We start from the raw sequence: 22,239 nt of genomic DNA on the forward strand, positions 1-22,239 counted from the left end.
ACACAAACCGAGAAACGGAGTTGTGGTGGCAGAGACACCTGAGCTGACGCTGGCCAAGCAGATGTTCCTGGACGCATTTCCCGGCTTGGAGGACGGCTCCCCCGTCACAGTGGAGGATCTGCGCCGTTACGACGACGACCTGTGGAACTCCTTCCTGCCGGATGACGCGATCACCGAGTCCGTGGACGCGGGCGGCGTCCCCGCGCTGTGGACCGGCACCGAGGGTGCGTCGCCGGACAAGGTGCTGATCTGGCTGCACGGCGGCGGTTACTCGATCGGTTCCGCGGCCGGACGGCGCGCGCTCGCCGCGGGCATCAGCCGGCAGGCCGGCTGCCGTGTCCTCCTGCCCGACTATCGCCTGGCACCGGAGAACCGGTTCCCCGCGGCGGTCGAGGACGCGGTCGCCGTCCTGCGATGGACCACCGAGCTGGTGGATCCGTCGTCGATCGTGATCGGCGGTGACTCGGCGGGAGGCGGGTTGGCGGTCGCGGCCCTGCTCTCCTCGCGGGACGAGGGGCTGGCGCCCCCGGCCGCCGCCGTGCTGCTCTCACCGCTCGCCGACTTCACCGCGTCCGGGGAGAGCCACCGGATCAACAAGGAACTCGATCCCTTCGTCACCGCGGAGATGCTCGCCGGCCTCGGCGAAGCGTACTTCGGTGACAGTGACCGGAGGAACCCGCTCATCTCCCCGGTGTTCGGGGACATCGCGGGTCTGCCTCCGCTGCAGATCCTGGTGGGCACCGCGGAGGCGCTGCTCGACGACTCGCGGGCCCTGGCCCGGTCGGCGGTCAACGCCGGCATCGACGTCGACGTCAGGTTCTTCGACGGCATGTTCCACCTATGGCCCATGTTCGCCTCCATCCTCCCGGAAGGGCAGCGGGCGATCGACGCCATGAGTGCCTTCGTCCGGGACCGCATCGAAACCTGATCGCGAATCTTCCCGGCGGCATGACGCCTGCCCCGTGCCGCCGGGCTCCCCGACCTTTCTCAGTTCCGCAGAGGAGGACCGATGACGGTCGTCAGAGAGATCCATCTCGCTTCACGCCCGGCACGGGTTCCCGAGGCGGCGAACTTCCGCTTCGTCGAACGTACTCTCGGGTCGCCGCGCGCCGGTGAGGTGCTGGTGAAGAACCTGTACCTCTCGGTCGACCCGTACATGCGCGGCCGCATGCGCGACGCCCCTTCGTACATCCCGCCCTTCGAACTCGACGCTCCCCTCGCCGGCGGAGCGGTGGGCGTGGTGGTCGAGTCCGGGAGCGAGTCCCTGTCGCCCGGCGACCATGTCGTGCACGATCTCGGCTGGCGGACCCATGCGCTCGCGGACGCTGAGGCGTTCCGGGCGGTCGAGCCGGTCGCCGGAGTGCCGCTCTCGGCCTTCCTCGGCGTGCTCGGGATGCCCGGCCTGACGGCCTACGTGGGGGTCAGCGACATCGCCCGGGTGTCCACCGGCGATACCGTCTTCGTCTCCGGCGCCGCCGGCGCGGTGGGCAGCCTCGCGGGCCAACTGGCCCGCCATCGCGGCGCCGCCCGGGTCATCGGCAGCGCCGGATCGTCCATGAAGGTCGAGCACCTCGTCGACGATCTCGGATTCGACACCGCGTTCGACTACCGCAAGGTGGACGTCGCGGACCGGCTGAAGGCGCTGGCGCCGGACGGCCTGAACGTCTACTTCGACAACGTGGGCGGGCAGCAGCTCGAGGCCGCGGTCGAGAACCTGGGCAACGGCGGTCGGGTCGCAATGTGCGGCTGGATATCCGACTTTCACGCGAGAGAGCCGGCCGGGCTCCGCAACGGCCGCCTGATGGTTGCGAAGAGGCTCACTCTGCAGGGTTTCATCGTCTCCGACCATCGCCATCGCGAGCCCGAGTTCCGGAAGGAGGTCGGCGCCCTGCTCGCCGGGGGAGGCATCACCTTCCGAGAAACCGTGATCACCGGGATCGATTACACGGTGGACGCCTTCATCGGCCTGTTCGAGGGTCACAACGTAGGAAAGATGATCGTGGATGTGGCCGGCGAGTGATCCTCGCCTGTCTTCATGGCCGGGCGGCCCGGCACGCTCCGGGCGCACCAAATTGTGACAAGGAGAGCAACATGGCTGGTGACAGGCCACTTCTTCAAGTGATCGTCGGTACCACGCGCCCCGGCCGCGTCGGCGAGCGCATCGGCCGCTGGATCACCGAACGTGCCCGGACCTTCGAGGTCTTCGAGGTGGAGCTGGTCGATCTGGCCGCCGTGGACCTGCCGTTCGTCGACGAGGCCGCACACCCGGCGGCGCAACGCTACGAGAACGGGCACACGAAGGAGTGGAGCGCCCGGGTCGCCGCCGCCGACGCCTTCGTGTTCGTCACGGCGGAGTACAACCACGGATTCTCCGCACCCCTCAAGAACGCCATCGACTACCTCATGTACGAGTGGATGTACAAGCCGGTCGGCTTCGTGAGCTACGGCGGCGGCGTCGCCGGCGGCACCCGGGCCGTGCAGATGCTCAAGCAGGTCGTCGTGTCGCTGAAGATGACGCCGGCCCTGGAGGCGGTGTCCATCCCGTTCGCCCACGAGGTGCTCGGTACCGCCGATCCCCTCGACCCGAACGAGGTCCTGGACCTCGCGGCCACCGACATGCTCACGGAACTGTCGCGGCTCGAGGCCGCTCTGCGCCCGCTTCGCGCGGGTGTGCCCGGGACGCCGGCGGGCGTCTAGCGGGACGCGCCGTGGCGGCCGGGAGGCATCCCGGCCGCCACGAGGGTTCATGACTTCTCGTCGTCGCTGCCGCGGCCCGACCCGGCAACCCACGCGGCGATCTGGGCACGGCGATTGAACCCGAGCTTGGTCAGGATGCGCTCGACGTGGCCTTCCGCCGTCCGCAGGGCGATCACCAGTTCGGCGGCGATCTCCCGATTGCTCTTGCCCTCCGCGACGAGCCCGGCGATCTCCCGTTCTCGCCGCGTCAGGACCTGCTCCTGCGCGCGCGTGCCGCCCCGGCCCTCGGCGAGGGGCCTGCGACCGCCGAAGGCCTCGGTCAGCACCTCGTCGTAGCCGAGTCCGGCGCCCCGGCGGTGCGCCTCGTCAAAGGCCGATGCGCCGAGCGCCTCGCGGGCCTCCGATTCACATTCGTCGCGATAGCCGGCGAGATGCCCATATCCGGACAGCCGCGGCGCGCCGACCGTGCGCCAGATGACCTCCGCCATGCCGAGCAGCCGCACCGCCTCCTTATGGCGCCCCTCGGCCGCGGCAGTCCAGGCCAGCACCTCAAGGCCCAGTCCGACGCCCAGGGGGTCGTCGAGGGAGCGGTGCAGGCGCATGCTCTCCTTGACAAGCCGGGTGGCGCGCTCGCGGTCGCCCTGGCGGAAGGCCGCGATGCCGAGTGCCGTCCTCGCGTACGCGATGGCCCAGTGATCGCCGTGAGTGTCGCAGACGGCGACGCACTCCTCCCCAACGGCGACGGCCGTAGCCGAGTCGCCCAGGTGCGAGTGGGCGAGGGAGAGCCGGATGAGCGCCAGGGCCAGCCCGCGCGGGTCGCCGGCGGTGCGGTGAAGGTCCGCCGCCCTTTCAAGCAGAGCGATGGCGCGGTCCGCCCTGCTCCGGTACAGGGCGACCACGCCGGCATACAGCGCTGTGTAAGCCAGGGTGGAGTCCTGCCCGGGCTGCGGACTCCCGAGCTCCGACTGCTCGCCGATGGCGCGGCTCTCGGCCAGCATCGCCTCGGCCGCGGGAATGTCGGCCTGCAGGATCGCCAGCCAACTACAGACCCACAGCGCTCTGGCCCGGACGCCGTCCTCCTCTGTATGCACAGCAAGCCCGGTGTCCAACCAGCGACGCCCCTCCGCGAGATGGTAGCCGGTGCTCCAGTGGAAGATCAGGTCGGCGGCCATGTCCAGGCCGGCGCGGGCATCGGCCGGCTCGGCGAAGCAGAACTCCAGGGCACTCCGCAGGTTGGCGTGCTCGCAGCGGAAGCGGCTCATCAGGTCCGTCTGCGACGGGCCGAACGCCTGTACATAGCCCTCGGCCACCACCCGCCGGTAGTGGTCGCGGTGGCGGCGGCGCAGCGCGGTTCGCTGCCCGAACTCGGCTAGCCGTTCCCGGCCGTACTGGCAGATCGTGTCCAGCAGGCGGTACCTCATCTCCGCGGGGTATTCGTCTCGGAGCAGGATCGACTTGTCCACGAGCTCGGCGATCAGGTCGATGATCTCCTCGGTCTCGATCACGCCGCCGGCGCAGACCGCTTCGGCCGCCTCCAGGTTCAGCGAGCCGGAGAACACCGAGACGCGCGCCCACAGCGCCCGCTCCTTTGGCGAACACAGGGAATGGCTCCAGTCGATCAGCGCGCGCAACGTCCGATGCCGGGGCATGACTCCTCGCGGCCCCTTGTTGAGCAGCCGAAACCGGTCGTCGAGGCGTTCCAGCAACTGCTGGGCGGTCAACGAGCGGATCCGCGCCGCGGCCAGCTCGATCGCCAGGGGGAGGCCGTCCAGCCGACGGCAGATCCGCTCCACCGCCTCCTGGTTGGAACCGGTCAGCGCAAAGTCCGGCACGCTGGCCTTCGCGCGGTCAACGAAAAGCCGCACGGCCTCGTACTGCTCGGACGCGCCGGCCAAGCGCGGAGAACCGCCCTCGGCCGGAAGCGACAGGGGAGGCACATCCAGGAGACGCTCACCGGCGATGCCCAGAGGCTGCCTGCTGGTGGTGAGGACGCGGACCCCCGGTGCCGCGCGCAGCACCTCCTGGACGACGGCGGCGCACGGCTGTAGTAGATGTTCGCAGTTGTCCAGGATCAGCAGCGCCCGCCTGTGGCACAGGTAGTCGACGAGCACGTCCAGCGGGGACCGCGACGACAGGTCGCGGATCTCCAGTGCCCCGATTACCTCCGGTACGAGCAGCTGCGGGTTCTCCAGTCCCGCGAGCTCCACGAGCCACACGCCGTCCGGGAACGCTCTCCGCACGTCGACGGCGATTCTCGAGGCAAGCCGTGTCTTGCCCACCCCCCCGACGCCGGTCAGCGTCACGATGCGGGACGCCGACAACAGCCGCCTGGCCTCGGCGAGCTCATGCCGACGCCCCACGAAGCTCGTCACGTCGACCGGCAGCCCGTGTTCGAGCCGCCGGGTCGAGACCTTCGATGTCACAATGCTCATCGTGGATGTGGCGTTGACCAGCAGGTCGACACGTTGCGTAACTACCAGGACAAGCCCACTCTATGTCAGAGTCAGGCCTTGGAGTTCCCAGGGCTCAGGGCCCTCTCCGCGGCCGGTCTTGCCGGACTTCCGGTCGGCTGGCCGCCAGCAGACGCCGCAGCATCCTGCCCGGCATCGGGCCAGCTCGCTCGCCCATGACCTGGCACGATTCGCGGCACTATCCAACATGGCTGACCAGGTGCCAATCCGCCACAGGGAGGGCTCTTCCTCCCCCTGCCATCACGAGGAAGCGAACAGGCGCTCGGCGCGCAGGTAGGACAGTCCGCCGCCGCGGCTTGCGTTCGATCACCTCGGTGACTCAGCGGTGCGCGGTCGCGGCACCGACGTGCCGCCAAGCCGGCGAAGGTCACGTTGCGGCGCAGGTGCACCAGGACCAGCAGCTCAACGGTCGAGACAGCGATCACCGCTTGTACGAGGCGGCGAGGCGGCGAGGCGGCGAGGCGGAGCATTAGACCAGCCAGGGCGCCATCGCCGGTGCCTGGACCCAGTTGCCAGTGACCTTGCCGTTCGGGCGGGTCACCTGGCGGCGGTCGGAATCGATGGTGAAGTCCTCGCGGGCGAAGCCGGCCTTGTCCTTGCGCTGCCAGGAGCCTCGGTGAGCGAGCGGTCCGACCATCTCGAGGTCGTGGTCGCGGGCGGCGGCGTCCATCAGCACGACGGAGGTGTAGCCGCCGTCGACCAGGTGCTGGGCGGGCAGCAGTCGGCTTCGCTGCAGCCTGGCGTGGATGCCGGGTAGTGCCTGGGTGTCGTTGCTGGAGACGATCGTGGCCACGTCGATGACCACGTTCACCGCGTAGGGGTGTAGCCGGCCGCGGGCGTCGGTGACAAAGTGCTGCACCATGATCTGCCGCAGCGCCTGGACCTGCGGCCCCGCGACAAGGCGGGGACGCTCGTCGTGGATCCGGGTCAGCAGTGCGGCCGCGTTCGGCCCCGGTCTGGGTGAGGCAGGTGACCGGGTGGCTGGGCTGGCTGCACATCCGCACCGGGCGCCCGTACCGCTCGCCCCACTCGGCGGTGACCAGGCCGTCCAGGAGCTGGTCGGCGCGGCCGTGCACGGTCAGGCGGTCGCGGGAAGTCGGTCAACACGCTGTGGTGGAACCCCGGGTCGTCCAGCTCCATCGCCATGCACGGTTCGTACACCAACCTGTGCTAGATCCGTCGCCAGCTTCCTGTGATGCGCACTCACCAGAGCGGCCCCACCGGGAGAAGCCGCCGCGATGCTCCCCCGTTTCACTGCCATGCCCACGCTGGCTTGGACGGCTCCCTCCAGTCCGCTGGACGCCACGGGCGAGGACTTTCTGGTTACCGGTGTGGCGGTTCACACCGGGCCAGAAAGCCCTCACCCAGGTCACGGTCCCTTACCGGGATCCGTGTCAGCGCCAGAAGCGTTTGCCGTACAGTGCCGGCTGACGGGCTCCCCTTAGCCGGTCGGCGCGGCTCCTTGCTGCCTCATCGCCGCCTCAAGCTGTTGCTGCAGTTCCCTCATCCGGGCCTCCCGTAGCTCCCCGGCGGGCCCACCCGGTTTCCCGGGCGGCGGCGGTTGTACGTTGCTGGGGACGACCTCAAAGTTGCGTGCCGCGTCAGCGACGTATCGGGCGAAGTCGCGGATGGCTTCCCCGGTCGTGCGGACGAGAGCCGACCACTGCTCGCCAAGCCAGTTGGCCATCGAGCGCGAGAGGTTCACCACCGCGTTGCCGATCGCCTGGAGGATGCCGGGCAGTGTGTCGCGTGCCCACACGTTGACGCCCGCTTCCCAGGCAGCCGCGCCGACCGCTAGGGCCAGCGAGCTGATCAGGGTGTTCGCCCAGGCCTTCCCGTCCTTGAGCGTGCCGTCGAAGCCCTGCAGGATCGTGCCGCGCACCATGCCGCCCGTGAACGCGCCGATGGCCGCGCAGGCGATGACCCATTCCGGTTGAAGGCCGATGCACAGTGTGCGGACGACCAGGTTGGTGGCGACGCCCGCCACGGTCGCGACGATGGACTGCCACCAAGATGCCTCGGCCCGTACGTCGGCGCTTGGGATGGTGATGCTGATGCCGGTGGGCGTCGCGGTCAGCGTGCCGTCGAAGTCCACCCATTGATCGGTCCCGTTGTGCGGGATGTCCAGCTTGTGGGCTTCGAAGTCCTGCTTGAAGGTGTCGCTCAGGCGGTCGTTCTTCGCCTGGGTCTCTCCGACCAGCCTGCCCAGCTCCGCCTGGTCGAGGGCGACGCCCGTATCGAAGGTGATGGTGACGTCGCCGGTCTTTGGATTCTGCTCACGAGTGAGCGAGCCGGCGTCAGCCGGTATCGCCGCCGACTCCTGGGTCTGCTGGTGCACCAACGCGCTCGGATCATCCGCCAGAACAGGCGAGCCGATGGTGCCCAGCAGCACCGCGGCCACTGTCACCGCCGCCACCTGGTGCCTACCTACCTTGAACATTTTTCTCCTCTCACATCCGGACACGGAACGCGGACGCAGGAGAAGGAAAGCACCCCACTTTATTAAGAGAACATAAAGGTGACAATAATGGTTGTTAGGATATATTTCGCCGGGTAACGGCAGGAAAAGCGGCCACGGCCATATGGTCCTGTTGCTCAGGGGGCGGACTTGGTGACCTGCACGCTGTCGGCCTCGCGGCAGCCGGCAGGGAGCGTCCGGAACCCGATGTTGTTCTGCGCGTCACGAGGGGTCGCGCTGATCACCGCCTGGCACGTCCGGTCAGCGACCACGACGGTGAGCACGAAGGGCCGGCCCACGTCCCGCTGCCCGTCGCCGATCGTTCCGTTTCGGAACGACCACTTCCCGCCGGATACGGAGATCGGTCCCTCGTCGGAGAGGTAGTAGACCCCGTTGGGGGCGAAGTCGAAGATCCGCAGTTGCCGGTCCCCCAGGTTGGCGGCGGTTCCGCGCATCAGCACACCGATCACGCCCGCCACCGTGGCGCCCTGTGACGGTGCGGTGATCCGCGCGGTGGGCGGCCCGGCCGGTCTCCTGCGTGAGCTCTGGGGCGTGGCCTCCGCTGGAGGACGGCGCTGCGGTTTCGTTGTCGTGGTCTTGGACGGCGACGGTGATGACGGCGTGGGCGAGGGCGATCCGCCGAGCCAGGTCGGGCTGGGAAACGCCCCCGGCGGCGGGCCGGCCCATTTGCTGGAGTTCCTGGCGGGACGGTCAAGGATGCCGGAGGCGACCCACTCGCCGGCCACGGCGATCAGCGCCACCGCGACAACGACCCACGCCGCGAGATGCCGTCGCTTTAATCGCAAGGCTTTCAGCCGCGGGGGGCGCATGCGGCGGTGGGCCGGGCCCGAGATGCGCACGGGCGGACGGCTCCCTTCGGACGAGGCGGGGGTCTCATCGTTCACCGGGCGAGCTTGACACGTTGGGCCGAATAGACGGTGGCGGGCAAGTAAACGCCTGTGCCTCACATGCCCGCCGGGTCGCGGGCTCAGGAGCCCGACAGCCTCCAGCGCTGGTCCGCACCGCCCGCATCCCGTCTGACCAGCACGAGCGGCGGGACGCCCCGGTCGAACTCGGTCGGGTCGATGTTCGTGCTCAGGGCATGGCCGGGCTTGGTCATCGGCTCGATCAGCGCCCGCCCATCGTCGCGCTTCTTGACGTTCCACTTCTGGCGTGGTTCGCCCAGACCGCAGAAGCCCTTCAGTTCCTGCGGGCCCATGGCCGAGGTGCGCCCCACCCACACGTCCTGTGTCTCGGGGTCGGGCGTGCTCACCTCGACGTTCTCGAGGCGGTACCCGGACTCGCTCAGGCTCGCCTTCTTCGGGTACGTGAAGCGGGCCGCGATGTTCACCATGACCTTGTTCCTCCCGCCGGCCCATTTCCTGTTCACCTCGCCCCAGGCCGGCCCGAGGTCCTCCACAGTCTCCACTTTGCAAGAGGGGGTCTTCGATTTTACGGAGCCTGCGAGCTCCCCATTTGCGAGATGATGTTCTTTCGGATGGCCAAAGCCCCTGATGATCTTTTCTTTCTCTTCGCGACTCGGCCCGGCGGACGCGGAGCCCATCGGCAGACCCACCAGCGAAACCGCAGTGGCCAGCGCCGCGACCGCCAGCGCGCCGACGGCCGCCAGCCGCCTGCCTACCTTGATCATCGGCTCTCCTCCGCATCCGGGCATGGGACACGAACACAGGAGAAGGAAAGCACCCCGCTTGATTAAGGGAACATAAAAGTGACCACAACAATCGTTAGGATTCACTTCGCCCGATGAACGGCGGGAGATCAGCTGGGAATGTCGAAACGCACGCCGACGCCCCGCACGGTGCGCAGGAAACGGGGCGCGGCAGCGGTCTCACCGAGTTTGCGGCGCAGCCACGACAGGTGCACGTCGACGGTCTGGTCGGTGCCGTACGGCTGCCGCCACACCTCCCGGCGCAGCTCGGCCCGCGAGACCACCTCGCCGGGACGGGACGCCAGATAGGCGAGAAGCTCGAACTCGCGCGGAGTGAGACCCAGGGCGGCGCCGTCCAGCCACGCCTCGTGCCGGCGGAGGTCCAGCCGCAGCCCGCCCATCTCCATGACCTCGATCGGCCTACCGGCCATCCGGCGCAGCACCGCGCCGATCCGCGCGTCCAGCTCACCCGCCCGGAACGGCTTGACCATGTAGTCGTCGGCGCCGCCGCGCAAGAGCGTGACGACCTCCTCCTCCGCGTCCCGGGCGGTGATCACCACGATCGCCGCGTCCGACACCGCGCGGATCAGCTTCAGCAACTCACGGCCGTCCATGTCCGGCAGGCCCAGGTCGAGCAGCACGACCCGCGGGGAGCCGTCGGCCACCTCCCGCAGCGCCGCCCACGCCTCCCCGGTCGCGCGCACCGAGTACCCGCGGTCCGTCAGTTCCTCGACCAGCGCCGAACGCACGTCGGCGTCATCCTCCACCACCAGCACCCGGATCATGAGCCGTCATCCGGGACATCGTCGATGCGGGCCCATAACACGATCCTGGCGCCGCCGAGCGCGGACCGGCCGATCCGCAGCCCGCCACCGCCGGACTCGGCGATCCGGCGGGCGATGTCCAGGCCCAGCCCGGTGGAGCCGCCGTCGCTGCCGCCGCGCCGGACCGCCGCGTCCGGGTCGGCGATGCCGGGCCCGGCGTCGGAGATCACGATCACCGCGCCGTCCGCGCCCGGCTCGAGTGCGACCTCGAACGCGGTGCCGTCGGGCGTGTGGTGGAACACGTTGCCGATCAGCGCGTCCAGCGCGGTCGCGAGCCGGTCGCGGTCCATCCGCACGGGGACCGGATGCTCCGGGCACGACAGCCGCCACCGCCTGTCTTGGTCCTCGGCCAGCACGGACCAGAACCTGCCCCGCTCCGCCACCACCTCCGCCGCGTCACAGCCGGCCCGCATATCCTCCAGCAACCCGCCGCCGGGCACCCTGGCCACCCGGATCAGCAAGTCGACCTCCTGCTCCAGCCGGACCAGTGCCGCTCGCGCCGCGTCCTCCCGTGACCCATCGGCCAGCCGGTCCAGGCGCAGCCGCAGCGCGGCCAGCGGCGTCCGCAGCCGGTGGGGCAGGTCCCCCGCCAGACGGCGCTCGGCCCTCAACCGCTCGGCCACCCGCTCCGACATCGCGTTGAACGCCGTCGCGGCCTCACGAAACTCCCTCGGCCCGTCCGGCTCGATCCGCACCACCACATCCCCGGCGCGAACCGCGGCGGCGGCGCGCCCGAACCGTCCGGCCAGCCGGGCGCCACGGGCACCGAAACGGTGACCGGCCAGCGCCGCGACCGCAACGGCGGCCAGCGCGAACAGAGCGAGCCACGACCAGAGCGCTCGCGTACCCGGCGGGACGCTGCTCGCCGACGTCCAGTGCTGGATCACCGCCGTGCCGCCGCCCGCCGCCGGGGCCGGCTGCAAGACGATCTCCGTGCCGCCGCCCTCGGTCTCCACGGCCGCGGTCTGCGCCCGGGCTCGCGCCAGATCACTTTCCCGGACGGGCGGCGCGGACAGCAACGCCCACCGGTGCCCCAACCTGCGCCCGTCCGGCATGATCACGATGATCCGGCGGCCGCTCGCGCTCTCGGCCAGCCCGCCGCCGGGCGCGAACGCCGCCGCCACCGCGGCCGGGTCCGGAGCCCGCGCCACCACGAACGCCACCGCGGCCATCTCCCGCTGCGCGGTGACCAGCTCACCATCGGCGGCCAGATCACGCTCGGCCATCGCGACCGGCACGCAGATCACCAGCGCCACCACGGCCGCGACCACCAGCGCCGCCAACGCGCACGTACCCCTCATGACCGAGCCGGTGCCGAGAGACGCATCGCCGCCGTCCACGTGAGGTAGGGCAGTCCCGTTGAGGTAGGGCAGTCCCGGCACGCCGGGTCGGGCCGTCCGGCCCTTGTCTACGCCACCACCGCCGAACCGGTCAACAGCCGGACGACGAGCGAGCGGTCCCGCACCGGCGCCATAGAGCGCTCTTGAGGCGAGTCCGCCCTGGAACGGCCAGGGGGCGAACGGCAATGGGCGCGAACGTCGCCCAGGAGACCGCCGCCAAGGCGTGGGGTGCACGCCCGGCCCCGGGAGAGAGGAACAGCCCGGTGGCCGGGGCGACGGTCGCATATCGGCGACCGCCGGTCGTCTCCGCCGCAGCACCGATTCGAGTCCGTGACCGTGTCGGCCCCGCACGCGCGGGGATAGTTCCCAGTTGTCGCTGTACCAGTAGGTGCAGTAATGATCAGCCCCGCGCGGTACCAGGGCGGCAGAACTCTGCTCACCGGTCGCGTGACCATTGCCGTTCCTGCAGACGATGACTCGACACCCACCCACGAACACACCGACTAGCGTGGTGAGCACAGCGCCGACGGTAGTGATGAAGAGCTCATGTCTAGGGTGTGGGCTCCGCCCGTGGTTCGTTCTGCCGACCAGGTCACAGAGTGGGAGGCCGGGCAAATCTCGCGACAGCAGCACCCGCTCGCCCGGGCCTCTGGCGCGCCATCGCTGGCCGGGCATGGCGCGATGCTCGCGGACACCGCCTGCAGATGCGCGACCGACAGCTCGGCCAGCACTACCGTGCCCAGATAGGGGGCCAGGTAAAGACGGACGTGGCTCGCGTACCCGCTGATGGTGGACGCCGCACCGGTACGGGTGGCCAGCCAGTGCGTGAGCCACTCGCCCACCGTGACCAGCCCACCACCCGAACCGGACGGTGCCCGGACCTGGGCCAGCGCCTCCTCGGCCGCCTTGCGTGTGGTGAAGCCGCCACGGCGGATCCGCCGACGCCGACCATCAGAACCGACCGGCAGTTCCAATCGCAGATACCAGCTCCCGTGCCGTCGGCCGGCCGCCAACTTCGGGCAGTGGTCTCCCCACGCCTTCCCCGTCCGCGGATCCACGCACCCGCATCGCCGGTAGATCCCACCAGCACTCTTGGTAACGCCATGCACGGTTCGTCCACCAGCCCGAACCGCACAGTGGCGAGCGTCCTGCTGTGCACCAAATCAGAACGGTCCTACCAGGAGCAACCACCGTGATGCTCTGCCCTCGTCTTGACCAAGCTGGTTTAAAGCCGCTTCACCCAACCTGGTACGGCTCAAAGAGAGCTGAGATCCGACGATTCGGTCAGGCGCAAAATAGGCGTTAAATCACCTGTCGAAGGGATGTGTGGCCCAATCCGGTAGTTGCGTTACTCGGCACCTCGCCGTGACTTATGGTTCACCTTGACGTACGACGCGTAACTGGCAACCGGGGCGGCAGGATGCGTAAGCGAGAGTTCTACTATCCAGCGGGGGCCGCGGGGGCGAAGCCGATGCCGCGCTCGGTGCCGCACCTGCTGGTGTTCGTTCCGGGCATCGGCGGCAGCGCGCTCAGGGCCGCCGACGGCACCCTGATCTGGGGGTTGTCCGGCGACATGCTCAACAGACCGGTACGCCTCGCCGAACGGCTGGCCGGTCCGTCCAACGGGCTGTTCGACCCCGACTACGACGACGGCGTGCGACCCGGCGGATTGATGGCGGTTTCGATCCCGGGCCTGACCCGCAAACTCGGGGCCTACCAGAGCGTCCGGGCCATGCTCGCGGCGAACTTCGTGCTCCGCGAGCACAACTACGCCGAGTTCTGCTACGACTGGCGGCGGTCGGTCGAGTTCAGCGCCGAACTACTGGCAAAGGAGATCAGAGAGCGGCTCTCCGCGCTAAGGCTGCGGCGTCCCGGCGCGAAGGTCGTCATCATCGCGCACAGCATGGGCGGCCTGGTCGCACGCCAGTACCTCCAGGCCCTGGACGGCACGGAGGACTGCGCACGGGTGATCACGCATGGCACGCCGTTCCGCGGCTCGGTCAAAGCGCTCGACTACCTGGTCAACGGGCCCAAGCTGGGACCGTTGCGCTTCGGCTTCATCGCCGCGACGATGCGGCGTGTCCCGGCCCTGTACGAGTTACTGCCCATCTACCGGACGGTCGTCGACCGCAGGAACCCGATGCCGGTTCCGGCGCAGCGAGTAGTCGACATCGTGGAAGCGCTTGGGCTGGAGCGGGAGCAGGTCGGGCAGGTGCACCGGTCCCGAGAGTTCCTGCGCGCCCTGAACGAGCCGCACGAGCGCGCCCAGCGGTTACAGCCGCTGGTGGGCTACGGCGTCGGGACCGCGCAACAGGCCGAGCTCTATGACGGACGCCTGGTCGTCTCCGAGCGGGCCGACCTGCTTCCCGGCGAGTACTCGGTCAGCGGGGGCGACGGCACCGTTCCGGCGCTGTCGGCACGGCCGGGCGGGGCGAAGAACGTGACCGTCCGGTATGACAACCAGAGCCACATGGGCATGATGACGGGCAGGGCGCCACTCAGGAAGCTCTGGTTCGCGGTGCACGAGGTCCTCGACGACCTGCTGACCCATGATCCCGCGCTGGGCCCGCGTACCTCGTCCGGCCAGGACCGGGGGGTGCCCGAGCACGAGACCGCCGTGTACGCGACGGTGGCGGACCACTACCGGGCCGACCGGCCGGTGGTGATCGCCGGCCGGGTGCGGGAGTGGGCGAAGGGCCGCCCGCTGTTCGCCCGGCTCGAAACGACCGGCCGCGTCCAGGAGGTCCGCATCGCCGCGGACGGAGCGTTCGCCGCCGACCTGGGCGTCCTGGAGGAGGGCCTCTACGATCTGGCCTTCGCGGACGCACCCGGCGAGCCCGCGTTGCTCAGCGACGTCATCGAGGTCGCATGAGCAGTTGGGAATGGCGGATGGACAATCCGAAGCAGCTCGCCCGGTTCGTCGTACCGCACCTGTTCATCTCTCACCGGCTACTGCCCCCGGACATCAGGGCTTTGCGCAATGACCACCCCTTCAAGCTGGCGGGCCGACTCTATGAGCTGCTGCGGGACGAGGGCATCGGCTATGACCGCGAGCCGCTGAACCTGCGCGGCCGCCAGACCGTGCGGCAGCCGGTCGGAATCCTGGAGAACCAGGGGGTCGCCAACTGCCTCGACCTTTCCCTGCTCTACGCCGGCCAGTGCGCGGCCGCGCTCCTGCGCCCGTTGATCGTGCTGCTCCGAACCGGGGAAGGCGAGTTCCACGCTCTCGTCCTGGTCTCGCATCTCCTCGCCGAGGCGAGCGAGGACGACGTGTGGGACACCCTGCCGTTCGAGGGTGGACAGGCCGAACCCACACCCGCCCAGTTGGCGCGTGCGCTCGCAGACGAGCGGATGGTGGCGGTCGAACTGACGGTGATCACCGACCTGCTCGGAAGGCTGCCGTTCCGGAACGCCTGTGCTCACGCCGCCGAGACGATACGCCGGGCGTCCGCGGTGACCGCGGTCATCGATCCCCTCCATCTGCACGCGATCGAGGACTGGCCTCCGGACGAGGACGCGATCAGCCTGTTCGGTCAGTTTCCGGGCAATCCGCGTTTCCATCGGGATGTCGCCGAGCGGTTCGGCGCGGACCTTCGCATCGGCCTCGGATACGAGCCGCCCGTCTGGGACCTCCTGCACATCAGCAAGCTCCCGACCCGGCCCGGAACCCGCGCCCACGACACCCGCCTCGCCCTTGAGGAGGCGTTGCAGGCACTCGGGCCCTTCGAGGCCGCCGGCGGCAGGAGACCGGGCGTCAGCAGGCTCCAGACCATCTACCACCGCGCGACCCGCAACGACACGGGAGCGGAGTCTCCCGAGGTCATGCTGGTCCAGGCCGCGTCGATCAAAGGACGCCAGGACCACCTTCCACGTCTGGTGAGGTTCGTTCTCGGGGTGGCGGCGTCCCAGCGGGACCAACTCGACGCCGAGGGGAAGGCGACGCTGAAGCGTTGGCTGAGGGGACAGGACGTCCAGAAGGAGGACGTGCGCGACTACGCGCGCTCCTGCCGGGCCGTCACGTACTGGGCGCTGATCTACCTGGGAGACGAGATCCAGGAGGGGGCCCAGCCGCGCAAGCTGAAGCTGCGGATCGTCGTCGATCCGCCATTGTCCGTCACCGACCCGCTTGAGGCGGAATGGGATCCCGCCGACGAGGAGGAGCTGCGCGCTTCCCTCAGCGGTCTGCTCGACCGCCTGCTCAACAGGCTTCCCGACGACGGTTCGCGGCTCGTCGTCGACCTGGTCGCTCCGTACCACCTCCTCACCAGGGGGATCGAACGTTGGGACGTCGTGCCGAACGGACGCAGGCTGCAACCGCTCAGCCCGCAGTACAAGCCCAGGGTGCGCTGGCTGCACCACCTGGAGGACAGGCGCGGCCGCGACCGGCAGCGGTACCGCGATGACGTCGCCGACTGGGACCGCCTGCCGCCCACCCTGGTGCCGACGACGGCGACCCGTGACCTGGCCAGGCTTCAGAAATGGCTGGGAACCACCGACGCGCGTCGCGGTCCCTTCCTCATCGCGGGCAAGACCAGGAGTTCGTGCGACCCGCTGTTGTGCATCCTGGACGAGGGACACGGCTTCATCCTCTGGTACGACTCGAACCACGAGCGCGAGGCCGAGTCCGTCCAGGACCTCTGGAACAGCCTGGAGGGCGGCGAGAGGTACCGGCGCGCGAACCTGCCCGACCGGGTGTTCGAGCGGCTCTCCGCCCCCTTTCCCGTCATGATCTGGAACGATCTGGCGGGCCGGGGCGACTCTAGACTGGTGGCAGGGCGACTGCAGGCCCCACACGAGGGCCCGCCGGGAGGGACCTCATCATGAGCTTCGACCTCTTCGAGGGAACCGGACGGCCCAGGCGACCAGTTCCCAGCCCCGAACATCCGGACCCCCGGCCGTGGGACCTCCCCGATCTCCCGGAATGGCGGAGGCGGGGCAGGTCCGCCCCCAAGTTCGCCATGCCCAACGGGCTGATCGCCGCGGTCAACACCGCGCTCAACCTGCGCCGGCCGCTGCTGCTGACCGGCGCCGCCGGCTCCGGGAAGTCCACCGTCGTCGAGCTGATCGCCGCCGAGCTGGGCGTCGCGCCCGTGCTGCGCTGGCACATCACGTCCAAGACCACCCTTCAGGCCGGGCTCTACGAATACGACGCCCTCGAACGCCTCCGCGCGACGCAGAACAACGACCCCGACACCTCGATCGAGAGGTTCGTCAAGCTCGGGCCGCTGGGCACCGCCTTAGCCGACCGCGAGAAGCCGCGCGCGGTCCTGATCGACGAGATCGACAAGAGCGACCTCGACCTGCCGGGCGACATGCTGAACGTCCTGGAGGCCGGAGAGTTCGAGATCACCCCGCTGTGGCGCACCGTGCGCGCCGACGCGGACCGCGACCACCTCGTGCGCGGCGCGGACGGCCGGGAGGACTACCTGGTCAGCGGCGGCACGGTGCGCACCGAGCACTATCCGGTCATCGTGTTCACCAGCAACCAGGAGCGAACGTTCCCGGCCCCGTTCCTGCGCCGCTGCGTGCGGTACAAGATGGACCCGCCCGACGAGGCGTTCCTGACCAGGATCGTGACCGAGCACCTCGGCGGCGTCGACGAGCGGCAACGCGAGATCATCGGTGACTTCGCCCGGCGGCTGCGGGAAGGCCAGGAGATGGCCATCAGCCAGCTCATCGAGCTGGTCGAGCTGGTGACCAGCCATCGGCTCGGGCCGGATCAGGTCAACGAAGTGAGGGAGATCCTGCTCGAACCGCTGGCCGGAAAATGATCGGCGAGTTGGCACGGGCGCTCGCCCGGCTCCGGCCGGGCGCCGGGGAGCCGCTCACCGCCGACCAGATCACCGACGTCCTCCGGCTGGCCCCTGCCTGGCTCGCGTCCCAGCCGGACGGGGCGCCGCGACCGGCCTCCCGCCCGGAACCGCCCGGTCATCGAAGGGACCCGCCGGCCCCGGGCCCGGACGGCGACGACTCCCTCTCGATTCCCCTCTACCGCTTCTCCGACACAGCGGCCGACGCCACCCGTTCCGAGAACGGAGCCTCAGGCGACGCGTCGCCGCCGGACACGTCGCCGGACCGGCCGTCCGCGTCTCCCCTTGAACCGCCGCAGACGAGGCAGACGCCCGCGGACGCCGCGACGAAGACGCCGGCGAGCGGCATCGGGATCCGGCCACCGCCGGCCCTTCCCCACTCCCTCGAACTGACCCGCGCGCTGCGCCGCTTCAAACAGGTCACCCATCCGGGCCGCCCCCAGGTGGACATCGACGCCAGCGTCCAGGCCACCGCCCATGCCGCCGGACGGTTCGTCGTGGTCATGACCCGGCCCCCCGAACGGGCCCTCGACCTCGCCCTGGTGGTGGACTCCGGGCCGTCCATGCAGGTCTGGGACCGGACGTTCGACGAGCTGGAACTCGTCCTCGCCCAGGTGGGAGCCTTCCGCACGATCTCCCGGTGGTCCCTGGACAGCCGGGGAGACCGCGTCCGGCTGGAGGACACGGGAGGGCGCAAACATCCGGTCAGCCGCCTGGTCGACCCGTCCGGCTCCCGGCTGGTGCTCATCGCCACCGACGGGGTCGGCGACGGCTGGTACGGAGCGAAGATCTGGCGGGCCCTGGACAGGCTCGCGAGCTCGATGCCCACGGCGATCCTCCAGATCCTCGCGCGCGACTACTGGGCGCACACCGCGATCGGCCGGCCGTACGTGATCACCCGCGCGCCCCACCGCGGCGCGCCGAACAGCCAGTACGAGACACGCCGCGCGGTCTGGGCGGGCCGGACCCGCGGGCACCCTCTCCCGATCGTCGCCCTGTCGCCGGAGGGGCTGGAGCACTGGGCGCAGGCGGCGGTCAGCGGCACAGCGTGGACCGAGGGGATCACCACTGCCCCGCCGCTGCCGGACCGTCCGCCCACCGCGGAGAACCGCGAGCTGGGGCACGGCGAGCTCGTGCGCACCTTTCTCTCCCGCGCGTCCTCGGGGGGCATCAGGCTCGCCAAGGCGCTGGCGGCCGCACCCGTGCTCGACGACGTCATCATGGACGTGATCCAGGCGGAGGTCGTACCGGGCACCGGCATCGGCGAACGCGCCGAGCTGGCCGTCAGCGGGCTCCTGGAAAGGACTTCCGCGGGCCTCAGGTTCACTCCCGAGGCGGCCGAGGCGCTCCAGGACGGCGCCACGGTCTTCGAGCAATGGGACATCTACGAAGCCATCACCCGCTACCTGGAAGAACACGGCGAGCTGGGCCGCGGCCTGTCCGTGCTGGCCCCTCATCCGCAAGGCCGCCACCAACTGGACGCCCGGCACGCGCCGCTCGCGGCCATGCGGGAACGCCTCGCCGGCCGGCTCGGTTTCCCGCCGGACGGTGCGCTCCCCGCAACACAGCCGACCCGCACGCCGGCGTCGAAGCCGCTGCCAGCGTCCAAGCCGGTACCGGAGCCGCCACCGGACGGGGTCCAGCGTCCGGAAGCACCGGAGATACCGGAGAAGCCGAAGGTGTCCAAGCCGCCGGGATACCTGACCCCCCCGGCCGTCAAGGCGCACGCCTCCGCCGACCTGCTCCCGGCCGCCGCCGGTGGCCCCCCGCCGCCCGCGCGGCCCGCCCGCGACGTCCTCGCCGACGCCATCGCCGAGACCGACGGATCGCCGCTCAACGTGGTGGACGTCGGCGAGATCGGCATCGCCGCGACCGACGTACGGCGCGACGCCCGAGGCGCCCCCTTCTCCCGTCCCTTCCGGCCGGTGCCCTGGGCGGATCTGGGTGGCGTCACGCCGTCCCGCGAGCTGGTGTTGCGGGCCGCGCGGCTCCGGCCGGAGGCGTCGAATCTGTTCGTCTGCTCCGACCCCGGACACCTGCCCGCGAGCCGGGCGATGGGCCTGCTCCGCGAGGCGGTCCCCGACGCCCCCGCCGTGGCGGAGCCGGGCATCCAGGTCGACGAACTGCTGCGCGCCGCCATCATCGAGGACCCCATCCAGCACCGCTACGACCTCGTGGTGCTGAGGCGGGACGCCCGGACGGGGGCGCTGCGGCTCGGGACGGTCGCGCTGTTCAGGGCGGGCGCGCGGCGCGGCGACACCGCCACGGTGATCGTGAACCTCCAGCCGAGCGGAGGGGAGGACACCATCCTGACCATCGTCACGACGCGCGACGGCGAGACGAGGCTCGTCGAGCAGGTCCGGGCACCGCTCGAACCGGGACGTCACACGCTGGTCGCCCTACTCGACGGCCCGGGCCGGGTCTCGTTCCGTGGCCTGAACGCCGCTCCGGACCTGCGGTCATGGTCGGAGCTGGTCGCCCAACTGCCGCACGGCCCGATCCCGGCGTCCCGCCGGGCCCACGTGATCTGCGCGGTGGAGGTGGCCGGGCCGGCCGAACGCGTCGCCGAACGGCTCGGCAGGGTGCGGCAGATCGTCACGACGCTCGGCCGGGACGCGCCTCCGGGAATCTTCCGGTTCTCGCTGATCGGGTACGGGGAGCACTCCTTCGACGGGAACCCCCCGCGACGGCAGATCAAGCCCCTGCCGTTCTCCGTCTGGCAGGGTTCGCCGCAGACAGTGCTCGCCGAGCTGGCGAGGTTCGAGCAGGAGCCCGGGGGTCGTCGCGCCGGTGCCGGCTACCCGCTCGCGGCGATGGTCGAGGACATGCTGGACGCCGTGGTCACGAAGCTCCGGCAGGCGCCCGCCGACATCCGGACGGTGCTGCTCACGATCGGCGAGCGGCGGCCGCACCCGCCCACCCGGCACCGTTCGCAGGTCCTGCCGTGCCCGCGGCGGCTCGACTACGAGGCGCTGCTGCAGGAGCTGCGAGCAAGTCCCGGGATGACGCTGGCGGCGATCTGCGACCTTCCGGCCGACCGCGCCGACCGCGCCTGGCGCTCGCTGAGCGACGGGCGCCCGGCTCATCTTGAGGCGGTGGACGTCCGGGAGTTCCTGCGGGAGCTGGAGCTGTCCTTCGCCATGCCCGCGCACCCGTCGTTCCCGATGGCCGAGGACGCGTGAGGAACTCATTTCCACAGCATCCACAGCAGGAGACCCCCGGCCACCACGGGGAGCGCGATCAGCAGCAGCCTGACGAGGGCGATGGGCGGGCCGGCGGAGGCTTCGTCCTCGTCTGCGGGCCGGCCGGAGGCTCCGGGAGGTTCCGGCTCGGACCAGGGCCTCTCCCCGGGCGGTGCTGTGCACAGGCGGACGGCGGCGCGCAGGGCGGGGTGCTCGGCCGAGCGGGGCAGGTCGAGGATGCGATCGCGCGCCACCTCGTCGATCTCGCCGCCGTAGGCCGCGGTCAGCAGCCGCGTCAGGCGGCTCACCTGGTCAGCGTGTCGGTGTCGGAACACCTGCGCGAGCACGGGCGCCAGGTAGCCGCATTCATGCAGTGCCCCGGCGACCTCGGCGTCTCCCCCTGAGCCGCCGCGCCGGGCGAGCTCCTCGCAGACCAGCTCGACCAGCTCACGGTCGGGCGGAGTGAAGCAGGCCCAGCCGACAAGGTCCTCCGGGGACGCCTTGTCGAGGACCCGGGCGGTGCCGCCGGGCGCCCCATGGCGGCCGATCTCCAGGACGACCCGCGGATCGTCGTGCGGCATCCGGAGGAGGGCTTCGGTCAGCGAGGTCGACGGGCTCCACTGCGTGCCGAGGATGTCCCGCGCCGTCGCGAGGGTGAGCGCGGGCCCGTACGCCGGCCGCAGCACGGCCTGGTAGAGCCGGACGGCGATCTCGTCGGGAAGCGCCGGGCGGGGGCTGAGCATGCGCCGCTCGGCGATCGTCCGTTGGTGGCGCGCCCGGCGGCCCATGTCGAGTTCCGTGGCGGGGACCGCCTCCAGCCGTTCCACCAGCAGCTCCAGCAGTCCCCCTTGCCCGTGGTCCAGCGCGTCCGCGGTTTCCGTCAGCAGCGCGTCCACCTCCGCCGACACCCGCTGGCGGGCGGCCGCGTCCCCGCGGAGCGCGGACTGGGCGGCCTCCAGCACGAGGGCCGGGTCATCGAACGACAGCGGCTCGACGGCGGCGGCCAGCCTCGCGACCACCGTCTCGGGCTCCGCGGCCTGTCGCAGCAACTCCAGGTAGGCGGCGGCACCCTCGGGCAGTTCCGCCTCGGCGAGCTCCCGATCACAGTGCAGGTTGTGCGCGTCACCGCGCGGACCGTCGCTGAACGACAGCCGGATGCCGTGATCGGCGGTGCTGCCCGCCCAGGTCGCCGCGCTGAACCTGGTCCGCATCCCGAAGGGCAGCAGCGCGGCGACCGTGTCGAGGAACCGGAGCCGTTCGGCGAGAGCGGCCGGTTCGGCGCCGATCAGGCAGACGCGCGTGCCGGTCGTCAACAGCGCGGCCGTGAACCTGGCCCGTTCGGTCACGTGTCCCGCGAGGTCGGCCGGTCGCAGCACCGGCAGGCGGACGTCACGGGGTCCGCCCTCGGCCGGCCCCAGCCCGCGCAGCGCGCGGTAGAGGCCCTCGTAGCCGACCGGGCCGAGGGCGACCTGGTCGTAGGGCACGCAGAAGATGTGGGTGTCGATGGACGGGCGGCCCAGCCAGTCCGGCACGTTCGAGCGTTCCTGGAAGGCCATCACGATCCGGGTCCGTTCGGCCGATCCCACCCGTCCGATGATCACCTGGGGAAGTTCTCGGGGAGTGCCCGCCTGGCACCGCTCCAGGAGCTTCAAGAGCCCGGCACCGGTGAGGGCGCCGCCGCTCGACCTCAGGGTCCGCTCATCAGTGTCGCCACGGGGTTCGCGGCTCTGCCGGGCCCATTCGACGGGGACGATCACGTCGCGACGGGCGGAGGTCTCAGCCACGGCC

The 22,239-nt window shown here is 70.5% G+C and carries 16 protein-coding genes; 7 read left to right on the forward strand and 9 right to left on the reverse strand.

Features of this window, described 5'->3' with window-relative positions:
• Positions 1 to 25: 25 nt before the first annotated feature.
• The 3 genes from ETD83_RS05555 to ETD83_RS05565 all read left to right on the forward strand — a co-directional run bounded on the left by ETD83_RS05555 (position 26) and on the right by ETD83_RS05565 (position 2,697).
• Positions 26 to 928: an alpha/beta hydrolase gene (locus ETD83_RS05555; RefSeq protein WP_205717510.1), complete on the forward strand. Its 903-nt coding sequence runs from the start codon at positions 26 to 28 to the stop codon at positions 926 to 928.
• A gap of 81 nt (positions 929 to 1,009) precedes the next feature.
• Positions 1,010 to 2,020: an NADP-dependent oxidoreductase gene (locus ETD83_RS05560; protein ID WP_138643959.1), complete on the forward strand. Its 1,011-nt coding sequence runs from the start codon at positions 1,010 to 1,012 to the stop codon at positions 2,018 to 2,020.
• 71 nt (positions 2,021 to 2,091) lie between these two features.
• Positions 2,092 to 2,697: an NADPH-dependent FMN reductase gene (locus tag ETD83_RS05565; RefSeq protein WP_138643960.1), complete on the forward strand. Its 606-nt coding sequence runs from the start codon at positions 2,092 to 2,094 to the stop codon at positions 2,695 to 2,697.
• 47 nt (positions 2,698 to 2,744) lie between these two features.
• Here ETD83_RS05565 and ETD83_RS05570 read toward each other — a convergent pair whose 3' ends face one another.
• The 8 genes from ETD83_RS05570 to ETD83_RS45860 all read right to left on the reverse strand — a co-directional run bounded on the left by ETD83_RS05570 (position 2,745) and on the right by ETD83_RS45860 (position 12,568).
• Positions 2,745 to 5,129, reverse strand: a complete 2,385-nt coding sequence (locus tag ETD83_RS05570) for an ATP-binding protein (RefSeq protein WP_138643961.1) — start codon at positions 5,127 to 5,129, stop codon at positions 2,745 to 2,747.
• A 508-nt stretch (positions 5,130 to 5,637) separates the two neighbouring features.
• Positions 5,638 to 6,030 carry a hypothetical protein gene (locus ETD83_RS05575; RefSeq protein WP_138643962.1) on the reverse strand — a complete coding sequence of 131 codons (393 nt, stop codon included), beginning with the start codon at positions 6,028 to 6,030 and terminating at the stop codon, positions 5,638 to 5,640.
• A 579-nt stretch (positions 6,031 to 6,609) separates the two neighbouring features.
• Positions 6,610 to 7,560: a hypothetical protein gene (locus tag ETD83_RS05580; protein ID WP_138643963.1), complete on the reverse strand. Its 951-nt coding sequence runs from the start codon at positions 7,558 to 7,560 to the stop codon at positions 6,610 to 6,612.
• Positions 7,561 to 7,763: 203 nt separating this feature from the next.
• A complete protein-coding gene (locus ETD83_RS05585) occupies positions 7,764 to 8,531 on the reverse strand; it encodes a hypothetical protein (protein WP_138643964.1) in 768 nt (255 codons plus the stop codon).
• A gap of 83 nt (positions 8,532 to 8,614) precedes the next feature.
• The gene (locus ETD83_RS05590; protein ID WP_138643965.1) at positions 8,615 to 9,277 is read right to left on the reverse strand and encodes a hypothetical protein; all 663 of its coding nucleotides are present in this window, start codon (positions 9,275 to 9,277) and stop codon (positions 8,615 to 8,617) included.
• 128 nt (positions 9,278 to 9,405) lie between these two features.
• Entirely contained in the window at positions 9,406 to 10,080 is a 675-nt protein-coding gene (locus tag ETD83_RS05595) for a response regulator transcription factor (RefSeq protein WP_171064031.1), read from the reverse strand.
• The gene (locus tag ETD83_RS05600; protein ID WP_171064032.1) at positions 10,077 to 11,420 is read right to left on the reverse strand and encodes a sensor histidine kinase; all 1,344 of its coding nucleotides are present in this window, start codon (positions 11,418 to 11,420) and stop codon (positions 10,077 to 10,079) included. Before ETD83_RS05600 ends, ETD83_RS05595 begins: the two co-directional genes overlap by 4 nt.
• Positions 11,421 to 11,962: 542 nt before the next feature.
• Positions 11,963 to 12,568: an Arm DNA-binding domain-containing protein gene (locus tag ETD83_RS45860; RefSeq protein ID WP_138643967.1), complete on the reverse strand. Its 606-nt coding sequence runs from the start codon at positions 12,566 to 12,568 to the stop codon at positions 11,963 to 11,965.
• A gap of 311 nt (positions 12,569 to 12,879) precedes the next feature.
• On the opposite strand from ETD83_RS45860, the gene ETD83_RS05610 reads away from it, so the two are divergent.
• From ETD83_RS05610 to ETD83_RS05625, 4 genes are read left to right on the forward strand one after another with little or no spacing between them, the layout of a single operon-like run.
• Positions 12,880 to 14,331, forward strand: coding sequence for a lipase/acyltransferase domain-containing protein (locus ETD83_RS05610; RefSeq protein WP_171064034.1), 1,452 nt, complete (start codon positions 12,880 to 12,882; stop codon positions 14,329 to 14,331).
• Complete coding sequence (locus ETD83_RS05615; RefSeq protein WP_138643969.1) at positions 14,328 to 16,283, forward strand: hypothetical protein; 1,956 nt, start codon at positions 14,328 to 14,330, stop codon at positions 16,281 to 16,283. The genes ETD83_RS05610 and ETD83_RS05615 overlap by 4 nt, the downstream gene beginning before the upstream one ends.
• Positions 16,280 to 17,230, forward strand: coding sequence for an AAA family ATPase (locus ETD83_RS05620; RefSeq protein WP_138643970.1), 951 nt, complete (start codon positions 16,280 to 16,282; stop codon positions 17,228 to 17,230). Before ETD83_RS05615 ends, ETD83_RS05620 begins: the two co-directional genes overlap by 4 nt.
• Entirely contained in the window at positions 17,227 to 20,451 is a 3,225-nt protein-coding gene (locus ETD83_RS05625; protein WP_138643971.1) for an SAV_2336 N-terminal domain-related protein, read from the forward strand. The genes ETD83_RS05620 and ETD83_RS05625 overlap by 4 nt, the downstream gene beginning before the upstream one ends.
• Before the next feature lie 5 nt (positions 20,452 to 20,456).
• On the opposite strand, the gene ETD83_RS05630 is transcribed toward ETD83_RS05625, so the two are convergent.
• Positions 20,457 to 22,235, reverse strand: coding sequence for a hypothetical protein (locus tag ETD83_RS05630; RefSeq protein ID WP_138643972.1), 1,779 nt, complete (start codon positions 22,233 to 22,235; stop codon positions 20,457 to 20,459).
• Between the last annotated feature and the right edge of the window lie 4 nt (positions 22,236 to 22,239).

The sequence above is a fragment of the Actinomadura soli genome, from assembly GCF_005889715.1.
Taxonomy (GTDB): Bacteria; Actinomycetota; Actinomycetes; order Streptosporangiales; family Streptosporangiaceae; genus Spirillospora; species Spirillospora soli.